Here is a 14,025-nt window from a genome sequence, read left to right on the forward strand (position 1 = left end):
CGTCGGCGCGTCAGCCCTCGATCGGGACGGTCCGGCCGACCAGGCAGGCGCCGGTCGCGATTGGCGCCGCGATCACCGCCCGCACTCCGCCGCTCTTGGGGCCGTACTGGCCGATGAGGCACGACTCGCCGAGCTTGACGGAGACCTGCACCGAGTCCGCGTCGAGACCGACCGAGGTCTCGTCGGCCGTCAGCTGCATCGACTCGCGGGCGAACCCCGCCGCGACGAGAGCGTCGACCACGCTCGAGCCGCTCACCTCCGGATCGGGCTCGGCCGCCGCTCGGAGGGTCTGCTCGAACACGGGGAGGTTCTGCTCCGTCGTCCCGTCCGGCACGAAAGCGACGGGTGCGCTGGACTCCGCGGGCGCCGGTGCCTCGGCCGCGGAGGAGGAGATCACGGGGTCCGGCGCCGACGGCGGAGTGCATCCGGCCAGGCAGACGGCGAGACCGCCGAGCACGACAGCGATGCGAGCCGCCCGGTTCCGTGTCACGCCCGGCTCCTCCCGACCGGGACGGCTCTCGCTCCGGTCCCCCGGATCAGAACGGGGTCTCCCCGGATCCTACCGAGAGACCGGGTGCGCCTCCGCCGACGCCCACCGCCACCGGCGGCTCGGGCGCGGCATCACCGCGACTGTGGCCCGAGGCTCCCCAGTCCCCCGCCGAGGCGCCCTCGCGCGGCGCCTCCTCGCTCCAGGCCGGCTCGGCGGCGGGGGCGGGAGCGGACGCGCGGCCGACGGTCTTCGTGAAGCTGCTCGTCCCCCACGCGAGGTCGTGCCCGATGCCCTCGGCGGTGAGGACCACATCGGTGCCGGCCTTGCCTCCCGCCTCCCAGGCCCTCACCCCGAGCCGCCCGGTGACGAGGATCCGGTCGCCGCGCGACAGGGAGGACAGCGCGTTGCCGGCCAGGCCGTTGAACGCGGTGACGGTGTACCAGTTGGTCGAGACGTCGACCCAGCGCTGCTCCGAGCGGTCGTAGCGCCGCTGCGTCGAGGCGAGCCGGAAGCTGGTCATCGCGGTGCCGCTGGAGGTGTCGATGCTCCGGGGCTCGGTGCCGATGGTCCCGATGACGGTCAGCGTGTCGGTCATGGTCGTGTCCTCTCTACTCCTGCCCCGCCGAGGCTGCGACGGGGACGGCGCCCGGGCGGAGGGGGCTGGTACCGCTCGGGCGCCGCAGAGCCAGTGTCGCGACGAAGGGCCCGCCTCCGAGGTGGAGGCGGGCCCTTCTGGGGAGAGGACGATCGAGTCGACCCTTGTGGAGGAGCGCTACGAGGCGGTGATGTACGCGGAGTAGGACTTGCGGATCTTGTTCACCTTGGGCAGTGCGACCGCCATGCAGTAGCCCTGGCCGGGGTTCTTCGCGAAGAAGTCCTGGTGGTAGTCCTCGGCGGGGTAGTAGACGCCCAGCGGCGAGATCTCGGTGACGATCGGGCCGTCCCACCACTCGGCGGCGCGGTCGCGCGCCGACTCGAACAGCTCCTTCTCCTCGTCGGAGGAGTAGAACATCGCCGAGCGGTACTGCGTGCCGACGTCGTTGCCCTGGCGGTTCAGCTGACGCGGGTCGTGCAGGGTGAAGAAGACGTCGAGGATCACCTGCTCGGGGATGACGTCCGGGTCGAAGGTGACGGCGACGGCCTCGGCGTGACCGGTGCGCCCGGAGCAGACGTCCTCGTAGTCGGGCTCGGTCGTGCGGCCGCCGGTGTAGCCGGAGACGACGTCGGTCACGCCGTCGAGGACGCGGTAGACGGCGTCCAGACACCAGAAGCATCCTCCGGCGAGTACGAATGTGCGCATTGCGTGTGACTCACTTCCTGTCGCATCGACGCGTCCGGGGTGCCGGAGGCGTCAGTCCCTCCAACACGCTCCCCGCCCCCTGCATTCCGCGGATCCTCCCCCTGCAATAGAGTCGCCGCGTGAGCTACGACGCCGCCCCCGCCCGCTACGACCGCATGGACTACCGACGCACCGGACGGAGCGGTCTGCTGCTGCCCGCCCTGTCGCTGGGCCTCTGGCACAACTTCGGATCCGACCGCTCCCTCGACACGCAGCGCGCGATCCTCCGCCGCGCGTTCGACCTGGGCGTCACCCACTTCGACCTCGCGAACAACTACGGACCGCCCTACGGCGCCGCCGAGACGGCCTTCGGCCGCATCCTCGCGGAGGACCTCCGCCCGTACCGCGACGAGATCGTCATCTCGTCCAAGGCCGGGTACGACATGTGGCCCGGCCCGTACGGGGACGGCGGCTCGCGCAAGTACCTGCTCTCCTCGCTCGACCAGAGCCTGCAGCGGATCGGCGTCGACTACGTCGACGTCTTCTACTCGCACCGGCCGGACCCGGAGACTCCGATCGAGGAGACCATGGGCGCTCTCGTCTCGGCGGTGGAGTCGGGCAAGGCGCTCTACGCCGGCATCTCCAACTACTCGCCCGAGCAGACCCGGGCCGCGCAGGCGGCACTGGCGGGCAGCGGAGTCCCGCTCCTCCTGCACCAGCCCCGCTACTCGCTCTTCGACCGGGGACCCGAGGACGGCCTCTTCCCGGTGCTCGACGAGCTCGGCACCGGCTGCATCGTCTTCTCGCCGCTGGCGCAGGGGCTCCTGACGGACCGCTACCTCGACGGCACCGTGCCGGAGGGGTCGCGCGCGGCGACGTCGCGCTTCCTCTCCTCCGACCGGATCGACGAGGCGTACCTCACCCGGGCCCGCGGCCTGAACGCGATCGCGCAGCAGCGCGGCCAGTCGCTGGCCCAGCTCGCCTTGAGCTGGGTGCTCCGGGTGCCCACCGTCACGAGCGCCATCATCGGCGCGTCGAGCGTCGCGCAGCTCGAGCAGAACGTCGCCGCGCTGGACGCCGGCCCCCTCTCGCAGGAGGAGATCGACGCGATCGAGGAGTTCGCGGTGCACGGCACGACCCTGCGCTGACGCCTCGGCGGGGATGTCGGTGGTCGGCCGTAGTCTGCGACAGCACTCGGCCGGTGGGTGCTCCGAGACTCGAGCAGGAGGAACCGATGTCCCTGTCCACGCTGCACGCCACCCGCACCCCGCCGACGCTCACCCGGGTCAACGCCCGGCTGTGGCGCGTGAGCACCGGCTCGGGCGCCGTCGTCGGCCACATCGAGCTGGTCGAGGATCCGCTCGGCGAGCGGTACCGCGCCCGGCTGCTGCGGGCGGGCATGCCTGCCGGCGCCGAGCTCGGCGAGTTCTGGAGCGTCGACGACGCGATCGAGGTCTTCCGCGTCGCCTGACGCGCCGATCCGGCCGGTCGGCGGCGTGCCGACCGGGCCGCGGCGACCGCCCCGGATAGCGTTCGCCCCATGCAGTGGTGGAACGAGTTCATGTCCTGGATCCGCACGAGCGACGGGCACCAGGCGGTCTTCACGGCCGCTGTGGTCCTGCTGGCCGTGGTGGTCGGAGCGATCGTGATCGGCTCCGTCTTCCGTGCGTCCATCGCGCGCCTGATCCAACAGCAGGATCACGAGCGGAAGAACGCGGTCATCGCGACGCTCGTCGACGCCGCGGTCGACGCCTCCGCCTGGAACGTCCTCAGCAGCCCGGAGCGCGTCCTCAGCGACCGCGCGTCCGCGCAGGCCGAGACGCACCTGCGCCTGCTCCCCGTCAAGGGCTCCGGGGTCGCGGCCAACTGGGCCGCGCACGAGCTCGCGGAGCTGAAGCACACCTCGAGCACCGGCGGCTATCAGACGCAGGCGAGCGTGGGCGAGTTCCGCGACCGCCTCGTGCAGTGGCGGGACAAGCCCGGGCGCGCCCGGAAGGCGTTCCTCGCCGACCTCGAGCGCTGGCGCTTCTCGGAGACCGGTCGCGACCGCTCCGCCGAGTCCGCGTCGTCGTCCGATCGTGCGGCGAGCAGCGGCGACTCCACGCCGGAGCGCACCGCTCCCCCGGCCTCCGCGCCCGCCGCCGTCGCTCCGGTCGTCGTCGGTGCGGGCTCCGGCTCCGGCGCGGCCGCCGCGCAGACGCCCACGATCGTCCTCCCTGCATCGGCCGGGGACGCCTCGCAGGAGGAGACCCGCCGCCTCCTCGCCGACGTCGACCGCCTGGAGGTGCCCTCGCGCGAGCGCCCCGTCGAGGAGCTTCCGCCCGTCGACCCGCAGCGATCGGCTCCTTCCGCGGAGCCGCAGCCGGACGCGGAGCACGACGCGACGCCGTCGGCTCCGGCCGAGGGCGACCGCGACGACGTGCCGGCCGACGACGAGGACGTCGTCCGGGCGGACGAAGCGCGGTTCGAGCGGCCCGCCTCGGACGACGACCGCCGCGAGGAGCGCAGCTCGATCTGAGCGTCCCCGACCGACCACGAGAAGAAGGCCCCGATCGCGAGTGCGATCGGGGCCTTCTCCGTGGTGCGGGCGGTGCGTGTACTGACTAGCTGTGTGCATCTCGTGCACGGGCGACTCGGCCGACCAGTACGGCGAGGGGCGCCGCGACGATCGTCCACGCGACGGCGATTCCACCGAGGATGGCGAGGAGCAGCATGGTCGTACCTCCGTTCGTTACGTCGTTGTAATTCCGGACACCCCAAGACTAGGTGCCTGAACGACACTCAAACGACATCGGGTGGGAAACACGCCGGTGTTGCCTCCGATTTGCCGGTGTGTTACTGGTGCAGTGACCGCGAGTCCTCGTCCGAGGGGCACCCGGGCGGAGGAAAACCCCGCTGGCCCCCGACCTCACCCCCGAAGGCGTGTCGTGCCGCTCGAGGCGCAGCCGCGACACGGTCCGGAGACGAGGGCGACACGTCGTCGGTGAGCCACCCGCGGCCGCGGAGGAGGCCGCGGGGCGGCGACCGACGCGCTTCCGACCCGATGGTGCCCCCGGCGAGGATCTCGATGGTGCCCCCGGCAGGAATCGAACCTGCGACCAAGAGATTAGAAGGCTCCTGCTCTATCCGCTGAGCTACGGGGGCGGACTCGACCACGATACCGAAGCGCGGGGGCCGCGCCCGCCCGGGCCTACGCGCCCCGGACGAGTCCCAGCACTCCCACGACCAGGGAGACGACGGCGAGGGCGAGCGAGATGCCGATGAGGACCGTGTGCACGCGGAGGAAGGTCGTCGCGCGGCCGTTCGCGTCCCGCGCCCGCGGGTCCTTACGGACGCGGCGGAGGAAGGGCGGCCAGACGATCGCGTTCCACACGGCGTTGACGATCAGGAGGCAGCAGGCGAGCGTGATCACGAGGATCCAGTGTAGGAGGAGCGGGGCGGCCGGACCGGGTGTCGGCGGCCGCCGATAGACTGCCCGGCATGAGTAGCGCCCCCGACCGTCTTGTCTGGATCGACTGCGAGATGACGGGGCTCGACCTCTCCGTCGACGAGCTCGTCGAGATCGCCGTCGTCGTCACCGACTTCGAGCTGAACCCGCTCGACGAGGGGCTCTCCCTCGTCATCCGGCCCGACGCGACCGCGCTCGAGAACATGGGCGACTTCGTCCGGTCGATGCACGAGACCTCCGGCCTGCTGGTCGAGATCCCTTCCGGCGTCAGTGTCGCGGAGGCGGAGTACGAGGTGCTCGAGTACGTGCTGAAGCACGTCCCGGCCGAGCAGCAGGCTCCGCTCGCCGGCAACTCGATCGGCACCGACCGCGCCTTCCTCGCGAAGTTCATGCCGCGCCTCGACGGCCACCTGCACTACCGCAACGTCGACGTCAGCACGATCAAGGAGCTGGCACGGCGCTGGTTCCCGCGCATCTACTTCAACGCGCCCAAGAAGCACGGCGGGCACCGCGCGCTCGCCGACATCCTCGAGAGCATCCGCGAGCTGCAGTACTACCGCCGTGCCGTGTTCGTGGAGCAGCCGGGGCCGAGCACCGCCGAGGTGCAGGCCGTGTCGGCCGCGGTCGTGGACGAGTTCGCCTCCCGGATGTAGTACTCTCGTACAGTTGCTTCGGCGGGTCACCCCGGCGGAACACGCTCCTGGTGGGTATAGCTCAGTTGGCAGAGCGCCTGGTTGTGGTCTAGGAGGTCGCGGGTTCGAGCCCCGTTACTCACCCCAGTGGCTGTGCATGCAGCGGAAGAGGCCCGGAGTTCCGACTCCGGGCCTCTTCGCACATCCGGCGACCTGCAGCGTCGCCGACGGAGAGAGGTCCCGGATGCTCGACCTGGGCGAGGACGCCTTCGAAGCTCTGGTGGTCTCCGAGCTCGACGCGCTCCCGGACGACATGGTCGACGGGCTCGACAACGTCGTGTTCGTGGTGGAGGACCGGCCCGAGGACGGGACGCTCGATCTGCTCGGCTACTACGACGGAGTCGCCCTCACCGAGCGCGAGCGCTACGGCTTCGGCGAGATGCCGGACCGCATCGTGCTGTTCCGAGAGCCGCACCTCGCCGTGTGCGAGGATCTGGACGCGCTGCGCGACGAGATCCACGTCACCCTCGTGCATGAGATCGCCCACTTCTACGGCATCGACGACGACCGGCTGCACGAGCTCGGCTGGGCCTGACCGCCGCCGAGGGAGAGCCGCCCGCCGGCATCCGCGCGTCGCCGGCATCCGCGCGTCGCCGCGCTCGGAGAGGACCCCTCAGCCGCGCACCGCTCCCCCGCCGCCCGTGTCCAGCACGAGGTCCGCGTGCTCGCGGGGTCGCTCCCCCGCGCAGTAGGAGCGGAAGTCGCGATCCCAGGCGTCCCAGTGCGGAGCGAAGAGCTCGCCGTCGCGGTCGAGCGCGCGCGTGCGCCGCACCTCGTCGTCCGCCTCGAGCCAGACCACCAGATCGGCGTGACGGCGGGCGGCGGCGCCGGCCGACCCGCAGCCCTCCAGCACCAGGAGGGTCTCGCGGACGACGCGGCGACCGGCCGTCGTCCCCGCGGCCCAGTTCCAGGGCCGCCAGTGCGCCGTGAGGCCGAGGCCGTGGGGGCGGACGAGGGTCCCGGCCGTCTCCCGCGACGCCCGGCCCAGGCCCGTCCAGCCGGGGTAGAGGTCGTCCATCCGCACGAGCGCGACGGACGGTGCCGGCGGCGCGAGACGGAGGTGCTCGACCAGCGCGCGCGCGAACGTCGACTTGCCGGAGCCGCTCGGTCCGTCCAGCAGCACCGTCCGACGCCGCCGCGCGATCACGGAGCGGGCGAGGTCGCGCGCCGTCCTGTCCGTGAGCGGCAGGACCCGCTCAGCCATGCAGGACGAAGCTCCAGGAGCCGGTGGCGACGGAGGCCGTCACGGCGACGGCCGCGATGAGCACTCCGCCCGCGAGCAGCAGCAGGTCGCCGGCTCCGAGGCGGGACTGCCGCGCCCACGTGCGCGGGATACCGGAGCCGAAGCCCTTCGCCTCCATCGCCGTCGCGAGCCTGCTCCCCCGGCGGATGGCCAGCACGAGCAGCGAGAACGTGCGGGAGGCGAGGCTGCGGAGCACCTCGACCGGCCCGCGGCCGTCGGCGACCCCGCGGGCCCGGCGGGCCATCGAGAGCGTGCGCCAGTCGTCGACGAGCAGCCCGACGAGCCGCATGCCGGCGAGAGCGCCGAGCACGAAGCGCGAGGGCAGGCGCAGGATCTGCGCGAGGCCGTCCGCCAGGTCGGTCGGGTCGGTGGTGGCGATCAGCACAACGCTCGGCAGTCCGATCGCCAGGACGCGCAGCGCGATGGCCAGCCCGAGGGCGACCGATCCCTCCGTGACCGAGACGATGAGGAACTCCGCGTAGACGGCACCGCTGTCGCGCCCGTAGAGGACCGTCGAGAGCCCGGCGAGCGGAGCCGCGATCCAGACGGGCGCTGTCCGGCGGACGAGCTCTCCCGCCCGGAGCCCCGCGAAGGGCAGCACCAGCAGTTCGAGCACCAGCGCCGTCGCTGCGGAGACCGCGTCGACCGTGAGGAGGAGCGCGAACGCGATCACCAGGCTGGCGAGGAGCTTGGCGACCGGGTTGGCCCGGGCGATCCGGCTGCGCGCGGGAACGGAGTCGAGGAGCGTCATCCCGACACCGCCTCACGGGCGCCGAGGGTGACGACCGAGTCGGCGAGAGCGGCGACCAGCGCCCCGTCGTGGGTGACGGCGAGCACCGCCGTTCCCTCGTCGCGCTGCTCGGCGAGGAGGTCGACGAGCACCTCCCAGGTCAGGCGGTCCTGCCCGAACGTCGGCTCGTCGAGGACGAGCACGGACGGCGATCGGGTCAGGGCGGACGCGACAGCCAGGCGCCGCTTCTCGCCTCCGGAGAGGGTGAACGGGTTGGCGTCGGCGAGGTGCGCGAGGCCGAGACGCTCCAGGAGGTCCTCCGCCCGCCTCCGCTCCGCCTCGTCGCGGGCGCCCAGCGCGAGCTCGGCGCGGACGCGGGCGGTGAGGAACTGGTGCTCCGGCTCCTGGAACACCATCGCGATCCGTCCGGCGAGCTGAGCCGAGGTCCAGCGGATCGGCTCGGGGCCCGCACCGGCGCGGAGCGACTCGGAGGCGGTCACCCGCCCTGATACCGGCGCCAGGAGGCCGGCCAGAGTGAGCGCGAGGGTCGACTTCCCCGCGCCGTTGGGTCCCAGCACGGCCGTGGCCCGCGCGGAGTCGACGGCGAGGTCGAGCCCGGAGGCCACGACACTCGAGCGGCGCCGCCCGAGGACGGGCCGGCCGATGGCGAGGTCGTGCGCGCTCAGGGCGGCGGGCGACGGCAGCGCGCTCGCTGCGCGCCGTGCGGGGGTGTCACCCGGCAGCCAGACGCCGGAGGCGCGGAGCACGTCGTGCGCCCGGTCGAGGACCTCCGCCGGAGCGCCGTCGGCGACGACCGCGCCGTCCCTCCCGAGCACCACGACCCGGTCGACGAGGCCGACCCAGACGTCGACCCGGTGCTCGACGACGATCAGCGTCGCTCCCGTGCGGGCGGCCGTGCGCTCGACCGCCGCCCGCACCTCGCGGACGCCGTCCGGGTCGAGGTTGGCGGTGGGCTCGTCGAGGAGCAGGAGCCGCGGACGCATGGCGAGGACTCCCGCCAGGGCGAGCCGCTGCTTCTGCCCGCCCGAGAGCGCCGAGGTGGAGTGGTCGAGCGGCACGTCGAGACCGACGTCGTCGAGCGCCTCCCGCACGCGCGCGGGGATCTCCTCGCGCGCCACGCCGAGGTTCTCGCAGGCGAAGGCGACGTCGTCGCCGACCCGCGCGAGGACCGCCTGGGTGTCCGGATCCTGCAGCACGAGCCCCGCGACACCGCGCCGGGTGAGCGGTGCCGCTCCGTCGATCTCGAGCTCCCCGGCCGCGGAGCCGTCCTCCTCCCCGCCGAGGACGCCGGCCAGGGCGTGCAGCAGCGTGCTCTTGCCCGCGCCGGAGGGGCCGAGGAGCAGCACGCGCTCCCCCGGCTCCAGCGCGAGATCGAGGCCGGAGAGGGCGTCGCGGGAGCGTCCCGCGTGCCGCCAGCTCCAGCCCCTCGCCCGGACGGAGGCGCCGCTCATCGAGCGCCCGCGCCGACTCCCTCGACCGTTCGGCCCTCGCGCCCCGAGGCGAAGCGGTCCAGCGCTCCGGAGGCCGCGAGCCCCCGCACCGCGAACCAGGACAGCAGCCCGGCCAGGAGCGCGCCCGAGACGATCGAGGAGGCGACGTAGACGGTCTTGAAGAGCGCGTCGTTGACGGCGTAGTACGACAGCAGGTCGTTGATCGCGAGGGCCAGCCCCGCACCGGCGCCGGCCAGCATCGCGACGAGCGGACGGCCGCTGCGGTAGAGGAAGAGCGCCAGGACGATCTCGGCGCCGAGTCCCTGCACGAGTCCGGAGATCAGCACGGTGAAGCCCCACTGAGTGCCGATCAGAGCCGAGACGGCCGCGGCGACCAGCTCGGTGTAGAGCGCCGCTCCGGGCTTGCGGATGATCAGGCCGCCGAGGACGCCGGCGAAGAGCCAGCCGCCGCCGAGGAGACCGCCGAGCCCCGGCAGGAACTCGAAGGCGAGGCCGAGGACGTTCGTCGCCAGGCCCCAGGCCCAGAAGACGATCCCGCTCGCGACGGCGACGACGCTCGCCACCACGATGTCGACGACCCGCCAGCGCAGATCGCGCCGGGCCGGGGCGGAGGAGGTGGGATTCTGCGCGTTCGTGTTCTGCGCGTTCGTGTTCTGCGCGTTCGTGTTCTGCGCGTTCGTGTTCTGCGCGTTCGTGTTCTGCACTGACGTGCCCTTTCGTGGAAGCGAATGGAGGGCACGGGTTGGTAAGAGGAGATCGAAACGTTCCTTCGCTGGCATGACCCAGATCAGGTTCGACGGTCGAAGGCTGCTGCCTTCCTCTCAGCCCGGTGCACCGGACTCCCGTGTTCGTCGGCAATCATAGACGTCATGTCGTGGTCGGTGGTCGTCGTCCTGGCCGTGCTGCTGATCGTCCTGCTGCAGGCCCTGCTCTGGCAGCGCCGTGCGCGGATCCGGCGCGAGCTGCTCAGCTACGGCACGCGGGTGCCGGCGCGCGTCGTCGGGCCGGATCCGTCGCGCGGCGACCGCGATTCGGCGCGGGATCTGGGTCGGCTCCTGGTCGTCTACCGGACCGCGGAGGGTGTGGAGAAGCGCGCGCAGAAGTACCCGCTGAAGCGCGGGGACGCGTGGATGGCCGGCGAGCCGGCCGCGGTGATCTACGACCCCCGTCGGCCGGACGACGCCGAGCGGCTGATCGTCGGCTTCGGCCGGACGAAGAAGAAGTGGTACCCCGCGCGCCAGCAGCGCGCCAGCTGACGCGGGGCCGCTCCGACTACTTCTTGAGGGCGCGGATGATGCGCGCGAGGGCCTTGCCGGTCACCCACACGAAGGGGATGCCGACGGCGAGGACCGAGATCACGTTCGGCTGGAACCGCAGGCCGAGGTCGTCCTTGATGTAAGCGCCGATCGGGATGACCGTGGCGCCGCCGCCTCCGCCGCCGCCCTCCTGGCCGTCCTCGGAGCCGCTGCCTCCGCCGAAGCCGAACCAGCGGAGGGCGACGGGGACGAGCGAGACGCCGTCGACGGTGACGGGCTCGCCGTAGATCGTCGCGGTACCCGCGGTGGTGACGGTGTCGGCCAGGGAGACTGCGATGTTGGGCATGGTGCGACGGTACTCCGCGGCTCTCCGCGGCGACAAGCGGCCCGCCGGGGCGCACAGGACTCGTCCATGGACCTCCGGGGACCTGCTGTCATGATCGACGGATGTCCGCCCGCACCCGCCGCCGCCCCGTGCGCTCGGCCGTGGTGGCGGTCGCGAGCCTCGTGCTCGCCGCCTTCCTCGCCTTCCACCGTGCGCTGCCCGATCCGATCGGCTGGCTGTCGGTCCTCGAGGTCGGGATCCCGTGGACCGGGCTGCTCGTGCTGCTCCTCATCGCGGCCGCGGTGGCCCTCCGGTCGCGCCGGACGGCGGCCGCGGTCACCGTGCTGGCGATGGTCTACGGCGTGCTGGTGCTGCCGGTCGCGCTGCCGGCACCCGCCGTGCGCTCCGGTTCGTTCACCGTCGTCAGTCAGAACATCGAGACCAGCGGCGACGCGGGTGAGCTCGCCGCCTCGCTCGCCGCCCGCGGCCCCGACGTGATCGCGCTGCAGGAGCTCGACGGAGCCGCCGTGGACGCGGTCGACGCCGAGCTGGCCGACGAGTACCCGTACTCGTCCGTCTCGAGCACCGTCGGCGTCTGGAGCCGCACCGAGCTGACCGCCCAGGAGCCGCTCGACCTCGGTCTGGGCTGGGAGCGCGCGCTCGCCGTCGACGTCGACACACCGGTCGGCAGCGCGCGTTTGTTCGTGGTGCACCTGGCCTCGTTCCGGCCGGGCGACCACGAGGAGCGGGACACCATGCTCTCGAACCTGGCCACCGCCCTCCGCGACGACGAGTCGGAGCGGACGCTGGTCATCGGCGATTTCAACACGCCGACGGACGACCACCTGTTCGCTCCGGTGCTGGCGGAGGCGGGCCTCGTCCGCACCGGCGGAGTCGGCTTCCCGGCGACCTGGCCGTCGCTGCTGCCGCTCGTCTCGCTCGACCACGCGCTCGCCGACGGCGTCGCCGCCGCGACCGTCGCGGTCCTGCCGCCGAACGGCTCGGACCACCGCCCGATCAGTCTGACGATCGGTTCCGCGTAGCGAGCGTGTCGCTGAGGTCGATCCCCTTGGCCGACTCGGGAGCAGACCGGGACAGGAGCGAGGCGGGGCGCACGGCCCCGGAGCCGAAGCGGGCGGCCACTCCGTCGACCGCGAGCTCCGCGTCGCGCCAGTCGTCGGAGTCGCTCCAGAGGGAGAAGGCGACGTCGTCGCCCTCGACCAGCTGCTCGCCGCGCACGCCGATCAGCCGCACGGGCCGCCGCATCGGGTTGGCCGCCTCGAGCAGCGCGGAGGAGGCCTCGTAGAGGACGCGGGCCACGTCCGTCGCCTCGACGAGCGTGCGGGAGCGGGTGAGGGTGCTGAAGTCGCCGAAGCGGACCTTCACCGCGACGGTGCGGCAGCGCACTCCCGAGCGGCGCATCCGCACGGCGACCTTGTCGCAGAGCCGCAGCAGCTCGCGGCGGACGAGCTCGGGATCGGCCACGTCGTCGGCGAACGTGATCTCGTGCCCGGCGCTCTTCTCGACCTGACGGGTGTCGACCGGCCGCGGATCCGCCCCGTTCGCCAGGGCGTGCAGGCGCCGCCCGGTCGCCTCGCCGAGGGCGGACACGAGCGACGGCAGCGGGGTGGTCGCGACGTCGGCGACGGTGCGCAGACCGCGGCGGACGAGAGCCTCCTCCGTGCTCGCGCCGACTCCCCACAGCGCGCTCACGGGCAGCGGATCGAGGAACTCGCGGACGCCGTCGGCCGGGACGACCAGCAGGCCGTCGGGCTTGGAGCGGCCCGAGGCGAGCTTGGCGACGAACTTGGTGCTGGCGATCCCGACCGAGCAGGTCAGCCCGAGCTCGGCGTGCACCCGGCGGCGGATCTCGGTGCCGATCGCGAACGGGGAGCCGGAGATGCGGCGGGCCCCCGCGACGTCGAGGAACGCCTCGTCGATACTCAGGCGCTCGACCAGCGGCGTGAAGGAGTCGAAGATCGCCATCACGCGGCGGGAGGCCTCGCGGTAGCGCTCCATGTGCGGCTCGAGGACCACGGCCTGCGGGCAGCGGCGGAGGGCGACCGCCATCGGCATCGCCGAGTTGACGCCGTAGCGGCGCGCCTCGTAGGTCGCCGCCGTGACGACGGAGCGCGCTCCGTGGTGGCCGACGATGACCGGCCTCCCGCGCAGATCCGGCCGGTCGAGCAGCTCGACGGAGGCGAAGAACGCGTCCATGTCGATGTGCATGATGCTCGCGCGCGGGTCGTCGAAGGGCTCGGTCGTGACCTGCCGCCCGGTGCCGTCCTGCTTGCTCATGCGGTGCCGTCCTGCTCGCTCACGCCGCTCCGTCCTGCTCGCCCGCGCCTCAGACATGGTCGCACGCACCACCGACATCGGCCGCTCGACCGCTGCGCCCGGGCCGGCCGGGAATGAGCGCCGACGCCTCGCGGTTGACCCGAGCACCACGACGCTCCGGAGAGACCATGACGCACGAGCAGCCCGACTCCCCCACCGCCACCGAGACCGGCGCCGGCGCCGAGATGAGCCGCTGGCTCGATCTGCAGGACCGCGCCCACCGCGCCTTCGAGCTCCGGCTGAGCGCCGTCGAGGACTGGTCCGCTTCCACGCCCGACACCGAGTGGGACACGCGCGCGCTGGTGCTGCACGTCGTCCGCGAGCAGCAGCGCGCGCACACGCTCCTCTCGGGCGGCGACGAGTCGTCACTGCGCCTCGAGTCCGTCGCCACTGATCTGCGGAGCGAGTGGCGCCGCGTGACCGACCGCCTGCGCATCGCGGTCCGCACTGTCGACCCTGTCGCCACCGTGCAGCTGGGGCGCGACACCGTCAGCGTCGTCGAGCTGGTGCAGGAGCAGACGGCCGACCTGACCGTCCACGCCTGGGACCTGGCCCGCGCCACCGGCAGCGATGAGCGGCTCGACGAGGAGCTCGTCGCAGCGGTGTGGGAGCTCTTCGCACCCCAGGAGGAGACCCTGCGAGCGAGCGGCCTCTACGCCGCGCCGGTGCCGGTCGACGACGCCGCCTCCCTCCAGAGCCGCCTGCTCGCCATCACCGGACGCGACGACCGCCTGGCCGCCTGACGGCCGGCGC

Annotated in this window: 18 protein-coding genes, 2 tRNA genes and 1 riboswitch; of the genes, 9 read left to right on the plus strand and 11 right to left on the minus strand. The window is 72.8% G+C overall.

Annotation, left to right across the window (positions count from 1 at the left end; genetic code table 11):
- Nucleotides 1–10 precede the first annotated feature (10 nt).
- The 3 genes from GSU45_RS08630 to msrA all read right to left on the minus strand — a co-directional run bounded on the left by GSU45_RS08630 (nt 11) and on the right by msrA (nt 1,790).
- Nucleotides 11–490 carry a hypothetical protein gene (locus GSU45_RS08630; protein ID WP_159914255.1) on the minus strand — a complete coding sequence of 160 codons (480 nt, stop codon included), beginning with the start codon at nt 488–490 and terminating at the stop codon, nt 11–13.
- Nucleotides 491–536: 46 nt separating this feature from the next.
- Complete coding sequence (locus GSU45_RS08635; protein ID WP_159914257.1) at nt 537–1,085, minus strand: single-stranded DNA-binding protein; 549 nt, start codon at nt 1,083–1,085, stop codon at nt 537–539.
- A 177-nt stretch (nt 1,086–1,262) separates the two neighbouring features.
- A complete protein-coding gene (msrA, locus tag GSU45_RS08640) occupies nt 1,263–1,790 on the minus strand; it encodes a peptide-methionine (S)-S-oxide reductase MsrA (protein ID WP_159914259.1) in 528 nt (175 codons plus the stop codon).
- Between the two features lie 119 nt (nt 1,791–1,909).
- Here msrA and GSU45_RS08645 point away from each other — a divergent pair, with 119 nt between their 5' ends.
- From GSU45_RS08645 to GSU45_RS08655, 3 genes are all read left to right on the plus strand, one after another.
- The gene (locus tag GSU45_RS08645) at nt 1,910–2,917 is read left to right on the plus strand and encodes an aldo/keto reductase (protein WP_104223714.1); all 1,008 of its coding nucleotides are present in this window, start codon (nt 1,910–1,912) and stop codon (nt 2,915–2,917) included.
- Nucleotides 2,918–3,003: 86 nt separating this feature from the next.
- Nucleotides 3,004–3,240 (plus strand): hypothetical protein, encoded by a 237-nt coding sequence (locus GSU45_RS08650; RefSeq protein WP_104223715.1) that lies wholly within the window; start codon nt 3,004–3,006, stop codon nt 3,238–3,240.
- Between the two features lie 69 nt (nt 3,241–3,309).
- Nucleotides 3,310–4,287, plus strand: coding sequence for a hypothetical protein (locus tag GSU45_RS08655; RefSeq protein ID WP_159914261.1), 978 nt, complete (start codon nt 3,310–3,312; stop codon nt 4,285–4,287).
- Between the two features lie 550 nt (nt 4,288–4,837).
- Here the strand turns inward: GSU45_RS08655 and GSU45_RS08660 are convergent.
- Both GSU45_RS08660 and GSU45_RS08665 read right to left on the minus strand, forming a co-directional pair.
- Nucleotides 4,838–4,913, minus strand: a tRNA-Arg gene (locus GSU45_RS08660).
- 46 nt (nt 4,914–4,959) lie between these two features.
- Complete coding sequence (locus GSU45_RS08665) at nt 4,960–5,181, minus strand: hypothetical protein (RefSeq protein ID WP_159914263.1); 222 nt, start codon at nt 5,179–5,181, stop codon at nt 4,960–4,962.
- 68 nt (nt 5,182–5,249) lie between these two features.
- Here GSU45_RS08665 and orn point away from each other — a divergent pair, with 68 nt between their 5' ends.
- The 3 genes from orn (at nt 5,250) to GSU45_RS08680 (ending at nt 6,444) form a co-directional block, all read left to right on the plus strand.
- Nucleotides 5,250–5,870 (plus strand): oligoribonuclease, encoded by a 621-nt coding sequence (orn, locus tag GSU45_RS08670; protein WP_104223718.1) that lies wholly within the window; start codon nt 5,250–5,252, stop codon nt 5,868–5,870.
- 50 nt (nt 5,871–5,920) lie between these two features.
- Nucleotides 5,921–5,996: transfer RNA gene (locus GSU45_RS08675), tRNA-His, on the plus strand.
- 97 nt (nt 5,997–6,093) lie between these two features.
- Nucleotides 6,094–6,444, plus strand: a complete 351-nt coding sequence (locus GSU45_RS08680; RefSeq protein WP_159914265.1) for a metallopeptidase family protein — start codon at nt 6,094–6,096, stop codon at nt 6,442–6,444.
- A 78-nt stretch (nt 6,445–6,522) separates the two neighbouring features.
- On the opposite strand, the gene GSU45_RS08685 is transcribed toward GSU45_RS08680, so the two are convergent.
- The 4 genes from GSU45_RS08685 to GSU45_RS08700 are packed head-to-tail and all read right to left on the minus strand — an operon-like array spanning nt 6,523 to nt 9,944.
- The gene (locus GSU45_RS08685) at nt 6,523–7,113 is read right to left on the minus strand and encodes an ATP-binding protein (protein WP_208543418.1); all 591 of its coding nucleotides are present in this window, start codon (nt 7,111–7,113) and stop codon (nt 6,523–6,525) included.
- A complete protein-coding gene (locus tag GSU45_RS08690; RefSeq protein WP_159914267.1) occupies nt 7,106–7,903 on the minus strand; it encodes an energy-coupling factor transporter transmembrane component T in 798 nt (265 codons plus the stop codon). The genes GSU45_RS08685 and GSU45_RS08690 overlap by 8 nt, the downstream gene beginning before the upstream one ends.
- Entirely contained in the window at nt 7,900–9,354 is a 1,455-nt protein-coding gene (locus GSU45_RS08695) for an ATP-binding cassette domain-containing protein (protein WP_159914269.1), read from the minus strand. Before GSU45_RS08695 ends, GSU45_RS08690 begins: the two co-directional genes overlap by 4 nt.
- Entirely contained in the window at nt 9,351–9,944 is a 594-nt protein-coding gene (locus tag GSU45_RS08700; protein ID WP_244248289.1) for an ECF transporter S component, read from the minus strand. Before GSU45_RS08700 ends, GSU45_RS08695 begins: the two co-directional genes overlap by 4 nt.
- A gap of 157 nt (nt 9,945–10,101) precedes the next feature.
- Nucleotides 10,102–10,209: riboswitch (TPP riboswitch) on the minus strand.
- A 14-nt stretch (nt 10,210–10,223) separates the two neighbouring features.
- Here GSU45_RS08700 and GSU45_RS08705 point away from each other — a divergent pair.
- Complete coding sequence (locus GSU45_RS08705) at nt 10,224–10,610, plus strand: DUF3592 domain-containing protein (RefSeq protein ID WP_104276026.1); 387 nt, start codon at nt 10,224–10,226, stop codon at nt 10,608–10,610.
- A gap of 16 nt (nt 10,611–10,626) precedes the next feature.
- Here the strand turns inward: GSU45_RS08705 and GSU45_RS08710 are convergent, their stop codons facing one another.
- Entirely contained in the window at nt 10,627–10,956 is a 330-nt protein-coding gene (locus GSU45_RS08710; protein WP_104223724.1) for a hypothetical protein, read from the minus strand.
- Nucleotides 10,957–11,057: 101 nt separating this feature from the next.
- On the opposite strand from GSU45_RS08710, the gene GSU45_RS08715 reads away from it, so the two are divergent.
- The gene (locus tag GSU45_RS08715; protein ID WP_159914273.1) at nt 11,058–11,978 is read left to right on the plus strand and encodes an endonuclease/exonuclease/phosphatase family protein; all 921 of its coding nucleotides are present in this window, start codon (nt 11,058–11,060) and stop codon (nt 11,976–11,978) included.
- Here the strand turns inward: GSU45_RS08715 and dinB are convergent.
- On the minus strand, nt 11,953–13,233 hold the full coding sequence (gene dinB, locus GSU45_RS08720; RefSeq protein ID WP_159914275.1) for a DNA polymerase IV: 1,281 nt from the start codon (nt 13,231–13,233) through the stop codon (nt 11,953–11,955). The two genes, GSU45_RS08715 and dinB, sit on opposite strands and share 26 nt — an antisense overlap.
- Nucleotides 13,234–13,400: 167 nt before the next feature.
- Here dinB and GSU45_RS08725 point away from each other — a divergent pair, with 167 nt between their 5' ends.
- Nucleotides 13,401–14,015: a TIGR03086 family metal-binding protein gene (locus GSU45_RS08725; RefSeq protein WP_244248066.1), complete on the plus strand. Its 615-nt coding sequence runs from the start codon at nt 13,401–13,403 to the stop codon at nt 14,013–14,015.
- The last annotated feature ends 10 nt before the right edge of the window (nt 14,016–14,025 follow it).

Source organism: Rathayibacter sp. VKM Ac-2801 (assembly GCF_009834245.1).
Lineage (GTDB): Bacteria > Actinomycetota > Actinomycetes > Actinomycetales > Microbacteriaceae > Rathayibacter.